The sequence below is a fragment of the Clostridium sp. AF28-12 genome (genome assembly GCF_003435225.1).
Lineage (GTDB): Bacteria > Bacillota > Clostridia > Lachnospirales > Lachnospiraceae > Pilosibacter > Pilosibacter fragilis.
In genome coordinates this window covers 1-5,127 of sequence record NZ_QWGJ01000042.1, presented here as the reverse complement: position 1 = coordinate 5,127, position 5,127 = coordinate 1, and the positions used below count along the sequence as shown (strand labels likewise).

Sequence of the window (5,127 nt, the reverse complement as noted above, 5' to 3'; positions counted from 1 at the left end):
TGTTTTCCACTTCTTCCTGCATTTTCTCGCCTCCTTTCCACAAAATGTGCAGGGGTGGTGCACTTCTTTCTAAGGCGGGACCACCAGCCGCCGGAGAAAATATTTCTTCATCGCTCCATCCCGCGGTTCTTTTTCTTTACCGGCTTCTTATCCGGCAGATTCCACTCTTCCCGAAACTCTGCCACACCTTTGGGGTCAAATGCCTTCAACTTCTCCAGATCAAAGGCAACGGCAGAATATTTTCCATATCCGGACTGCACCTGATATGGAAGCACCTTCCCCAACTTGTTCTCTTTGATGAATCGCAGCAGGTCCTTGCTGATGTCACCGGAAATAAACGCCTCTCCGGGGCCCAGGGAATATCCTGGTAGGTTCACCGTCATATCTGCAAACGCCTCTGCTCCATCTTCTGTATGGGTAATCATGCCGATATAAAGCCGCTGATTATTCGCATACATTCCAAGTTGCAGCGATATGGTTTCTTCCCCATATTCCCACTTAAAGGGTACTTTCTTTTCCTCATTCATATCGGATTCCTCCTATCGTATCTGTTCTTTGTGGTCATAAAACAAATCTCCATTTCTGACCTTTGCATGGCTGAGAATCTTGATCTGCCCATTTGCCTGACTGTCCAGAGCTTTTTCATAGCCTATATCTGACAAAAACAGGCGGGTGCGTTCTCCTTTCCAGCCAACCGGGGAGTCATGCGTCAGTACATCAAAAATAATCATGTGCCGGGTGTTCTCCGCAAATCGCTGGAGATCCATGTAGTCATGACCGTGATAGTTCTGCGCCCCGGCTTTCTGGCGCATTTCCTCCATCAGCTGCCCGATTGTTTTGCCTTCCTGCATAAAACCCACTTCCTTTCCGTTCTTATGAGACCAGCAAGATCATCTCCCGCAGCTGAGCAAAGTAGAGCTTTCCCTTTGGCGTAACCAGCGTGTAGGAGCCGGTATGCCCGTGATTGCAGTAGTCTTTCACACAGAACAGCCCCGTATTTTTCACATTGGCATAGGGCAGCACATTGCCGGATGCTGTGCGGTACACAAACCGTCGTTCTATCAGAAACCGAACAAACCGGCGCTCCGGGACATCCAACTCTTTGGCGGTTGTCCTGAGATTGGTGCTGTGCTTTAAGTCGATGAACAGGTCATAGAAAGCGGCTTTGCCCTCCAGCTGTGCATTTTCCTTACGCAGAGAAATATTTGCTTCACGCTCAGCCAACAAGTCTGAGCAGAGCTTCATCAGAGCCTCCGGGGAAGTAGCTACCTCCCAAAGCTTTTCTCTTGTGAGATAGGCCCCGTGCTTGCGAATGGTAGGCAGAACCTCATCGAATACCCACTGTTCAAACTGTTCTGCCGATGGCAATTTGCTGTGAACAATCAGGCGGTACAAATCTCCTTCGGGGATAAAAGTCATACTGATTTTGCGGTCGGGGCTTTGTGGGTGAGGTGCGTCGCGTTTCACGACATACCTACAATGGCGGATAATTGCATCGCGGGAATTGCTGTACCCCAGCGCAGCGGCCACATCCGTTCCGCAGAACAGGTATTTGCCGTTTTCTTCGATGACCCGGATACTGCCAAACTCCGGGTTTTTGAAAATTTCCATCTGGTTCATGTCGTGCCTCCTTTGGCATGATAAAAGGCGGCCTTTACCAGCCGCCTGCGTGCATATCGTGGTTGACCAATGAAGTGAAGTGATTATTCATGGTGGTAGGCGCATTGAACAGCACCGCAAGCAGGTACTGCTTCATGTTGCGTACCTGGGTGGTGTTCTTTTGCAGACAGTCCATGACAAACTCGATGTGGGAGCTGTCCAGTTTCAAAAAACGGGAACGCACGATCTCGTGAGGAAAGTCTGCCCCAGAGATCCGGGTGGTCTTTCGTCTGGCACAGACCGTTTCTACCAACAGCTCTACGATCTCATTCAGGTCATCCAGGTAGAGAGGATAACGCTGCTTCAGACAATCATACTCGATATTCTCCAAAATCAATTCCCGATAATTTTCTATCTCTGTGACAGACATCGCATCTCTTCCTTTCCGTTCCGGCGGTCTTGCCGCCGCTGTTTCCCGGAAGGGAATGGAATCGGTACTTGATCCATAAGTAATTGATTTTTCTGTATTTGATTTCTCTATATTTAATTCTGCGGGCTTTTCCGTATCCGGTTTTACCATATCCGGGTTTTCCGTATCTGGTGAAACCACATCTGACGGCAGCATATCCAGCTTCTTTGGCTGTGGCTGCTCATAAATGATGTACTCGGTATCAGTAATACGGCCATTCGCACCGCGAAGCTGCCTGCGGACAATATAGCCAGCTGTTTCCAACTCTTTGAGCGCAGAGCCAATGGCGTCCACACCCTCCTTACAGATGGAAGCAAGCCCTCTTGTAGTGTAATTCCACTCCTCTGGGAGCGACAGGATCATGGAGAGCAGACCCTTAGACTTTAAGGTCAGCCCCTTATCCTTCAGATGATAATTTGACATAACGGTGTAATCGCGTGTCCGTTGTACGCGGTAGACTGCCATTCACTTCACTCCTTCCTGTGGTCAGAAAATAACAAAAGCCGCTGTCAGTAAAGACGCGGCTCAAACTTCATAGAAAACTCCTGGTCTCCCATCAAAGGGATAGCGGCTGATGTCCTCAAAGGCGTCGGCAACCTCCTCCGCTGGATAGTCCTGCCAGTCCCGCTCCCTGACGATATGATGGATAGTACGGTAACAGGTAGAAAACCTTTCATACGCCGAACGGTATTTCGTATTCACGCAGGAGACATCCACAAACCGCCCGTCCTCCAAGAGCCATAGTTCCCGGATGCAAGAAGCATCCACCTGCGTAGAATGACTCTGGATAGTTTTTTGGTAAATGCAAAATCCCCGCTGTGGAAACAACTCTGGCCCATAGTAGTTCAAGGAACACTCATGGTTTCCCGCGGTCTGGTAAGCAAGGACACTTTCCCCACGATAGCGGACAGACTGCGCCACAAGTTCCATGTTCAATCTGGAAAGCGCCCTTTTCCGCTCCTTTTTGTCGGGGAAAAGATAAAGATACGCCGTCCTGATGGCATTGCAAATTTCTTTTTCTCTAAACATCTTATTTTCTCCGTTTTTTCTTTACATCCAAGACATGACCCTCAATTACACGGGCGTACCTTTTGATTTTGATCTCCCGGCGCTGCTGGCTTTGCAGGGCGGCCTGATAACCGTCCTCAGTCAAAAACAGCCGCATTTCATCTCCGGGGCTTCCGTAAGCAGTGCTGGGACGCAGGACGGAAAACTCGATCATCCAGCGGGTGTTATCCCAAAACCTCTCTACGGCGAGAATGTTGTGTCCTTTCAGCTCACGGGCTGAAATATCCCTCATAGGCGGCTCCTTTCATCGTTCCTGGTCTCTCTGACGCTTTTTCTGCCATGCCTCCAGCAGCTTGATGATGGTTTCCTGCATCCGCTGGGGCGTATAGCTTTTAGGGAAATACTTCCGCAAAGTGTCAGAGGTAAATGTCACCCGGTCCAGATCACTTTTCTTTTCCTCACCCATGATGACACGCATCATATCGAGGGTCAGATGCCCCTCCTGGCTATATTTCTTGAGCCGCTGGGCTTGAGAAAGAGAAGGGGTAGCCTGTTCGCTGTCCATCGCGTCCAACAGGTCTACCTGTTCCTCCTTTTTGAGAAAGGACAGCTCATAGGCGGGGTTTAAGGCAATTTTCTTTTCATCCACCATGTCCAGCAGTTCGGGAATCAGCTCAGTCAGACGGATAAATCTCTGAATTTGATTCTTACTCTGTCCAACCTGTTCAGCTAAAATATCTCTGGATTTTCTACCATCGGACTTGTGCCCAACTTGGGCACAAGTTAAATCCACTCGCTCTCCCTGGTGCTTCATAGCCTCCAACTTCATTTTATAGGCAAAGGCCCTCTCACTTGGAAGCAGGCTTTCTCGTTGCAGGTTGCTGTCAACCATAATAATTGTGGCAGCGTCATCATCCAGATCACGGACAATTACCGGCATGGTCTCTTTTTCTGCCAGTTCACTTGCTCTGTGCCGTCTGTGTCCGGCTACCAGTTCATAACCACCCTCCGGGTCAGGGCGGGCAATCGCAGGAACCAGCACACCATACTGCTTGATACTGTCCGCAGTTTCCAGCATGGCTTCATCATCCTTGACTTTGAACGGATGGTTCTTAAAAGGGTGTAGCTCAGACAAGGGAATTTCCAGCACCCGTTCCCGCTGTGCATCGGCACGGCTTTCCTCGGTGGAAAACAGGTCATCTACCGATGCCAGCTCTATTTTTTTCGCGCTGCTTTTCAAGTTTCAACACCTCCTTCGTTAGATTTCGATACCCCTCTGCCACCTTGCCGCCAGGGTCATGGGCGAAAATACTTTTTCCCTCTGCGCTAATTTCCTTTGCCCGGACAGAATGGGGGATTTCCGTTCCAAAGACTTTGATTTTACTTCCATAGGTGTCCCGCAGCAAAGCAGCAATCTCTTTGGCAAAGTTGGTGCGGTTATCCACCATCGTCAGCAGGATACCGTCAATCTGGAGCTTTGGATTGATCTGCCGTTTCACCTTACTGACCGTAGATAGAAGCTGTTCCAGCCCTTTGGCGGGCAGATACTCTGCCTGAACGGGAATTATGATCCTGTTCGCAGCCGCCAGCGCATTGACCGTAAGCATTCCCAACGAGGGCTGACAGTCAATCAGGATATGGGAATATTGTCCCTTCAGTGTGTCCAGATATTGCCGTAAAATCGTTTCACGGCTCATGGCGTTTACCAAAGAAACCTCCATACCGGAAAGCTGAATATCCGCAGGCATCAGGTCAACGCCTTCTGCATGATGCAGAATACCTTCTCCGGGGCGTATAGGCTGATCCATCAGAATTTTGCCCATTGCATCCGACAGTGTAAATGGCAGCTTGTCTGGTTGCGGATTTCCCAAGCTGATTGTCAGGCTTCCTTGCGGGTCCCCGTCGATCAGAAGCACTTTCTTTCCGGCCTGTGCCAGACCTATTCCCAAGTTCGCACAGGTTGTTGTTTTGCCAACGCCGCCTTTCTGGTTGGCAATGGCGATGATTTGCGTGTTCAAATAAACCTCCTCCTTCTACAAAAAATATCCCTA

8 protein-coding genes are annotated in these 5,127 nt (G+C 49.6%); all 8 read right to left on the bottom strand.

Features of this window, described 5'->3' with window-relative positions:
• Nucleotides 1–107: 107 nt before the first annotated feature.
• From DWY93_RS16395 to DWY93_RS16360, 8 genes are read right to left on the bottom strand one after another with little or no spacing between them, the layout of a single operon-like run.
• Nucleotides 108–527 carry a DUF4313 domain-containing protein gene (locus DWY93_RS16395; RefSeq protein ID WP_117472710.1) on the bottom strand — a complete coding sequence of 140 codons (420 nt, stop codon included), beginning with the start codon at nt 525–527 and terminating at the stop codon, nt 108–110.
• Between the two features lie 12 nt (nt 528–539).
• Complete coding sequence (locus DWY93_RS16390; RefSeq protein WP_025487374.1) at nt 540–851, bottom strand: DUF5720 family protein; 312 nt, start codon at nt 849–851, stop codon at nt 540–542.
• Between the two features lie 22 nt (nt 852–873).
• Complete coding sequence (locus DWY93_RS16385) at nt 874–1,620, bottom strand: phage antirepressor KilAC domain-containing protein (protein WP_009004944.1); 747 nt, start codon at nt 1,618–1,620, stop codon at nt 874–876.
• 34 nt (nt 1,621–1,654) lie between these two features.
• Nucleotides 1,655–2,533, bottom strand: coding sequence for a DUF6017 domain-containing protein (locus DWY93_RS16380; protein WP_002576243.1), 879 nt, complete (start codon nt 2,531–2,533; stop codon nt 1,655–1,657).
• A 60-nt stretch (nt 2,534–2,593) separates the two neighbouring features.
• On the bottom strand, nt 2,594–3,097 hold the full coding sequence (locus DWY93_RS16375; protein ID WP_002576244.1) for a hypothetical protein: 504 nt from the start codon (nt 3,095–3,097) through the stop codon (nt 2,594–2,596).
• A 1-nt stretch (nt 3,098) separates the two neighbouring features.
• Nucleotides 3,099–3,368, bottom strand: a complete 270-nt coding sequence (locus DWY93_RS16370) for a DUF5720 family protein (RefSeq protein ID WP_002576245.1) — start codon at nt 3,366–3,368, stop codon at nt 3,099–3,101.
• 12 nt (nt 3,369–3,380) lie between these two features.
• Nucleotides 3,381–4,316 carry a ParB/RepB/Spo0J family partition protein gene (locus DWY93_RS16365; protein WP_055200172.1) on the bottom strand — a complete coding sequence of 312 codons (936 nt, stop codon included), beginning with the start codon at nt 4,314–4,316 and terminating at the stop codon, nt 3,381–3,383.
• Nucleotides 4,273–5,094 (bottom strand): ParA family protein, encoded by an 822-nt coding sequence (locus tag DWY93_RS16360; protein ID WP_055200170.1) that lies wholly within the window; start codon nt 5,092–5,094, stop codon nt 4,273–4,275. Before DWY93_RS16360 ends, DWY93_RS16365 begins: the two co-directional genes overlap by 44 nt.
• Nucleotides 5,095–5,127: the final 33 nt, after the last annotated feature.

Coding starts and splice junctions, on each gene's coding strand:
- DWY93_RS16395 (WP_117472710.1), bottom strand. CDS start 527: ATGAATGAGGAAAAGAAAGTACCCTTTAAGTGGGAATATGGGGAAGAA.
- DWY93_RS16390 (WP_025487374.1), bottom strand. CDS start 851: ATGCAGGAAGGCAAAACAATCGGGCAGCTGATGGAGGAAATGCGCCAG.
- DWY93_RS16385 (WP_009004944.1), bottom strand. CDS start 1,620: ATGAACCAGATGGAAATTTTCAAAAACCCGGAGTTTGGCAGTATCCGG.
- DWY93_RS16380 (WP_002576243.1), bottom strand. CDS start 2,533: ATGGCAGTCTACCGCGTACAACGGACACGCGATTACACCGTTATGTCA.
- DWY93_RS16375 (WP_002576244.1), bottom strand. CDS start 3,097: ATGTTTAGAGAAAAAGAAATTTGCAATGCCATCAGGACGGCGTATCTT.
- DWY93_RS16370 (WP_002576245.1), bottom strand. CDS start 3,368: ATGAGGGATATTTCAGCCCGTGAGCTGAAAGGACACAACATTCTCGCC.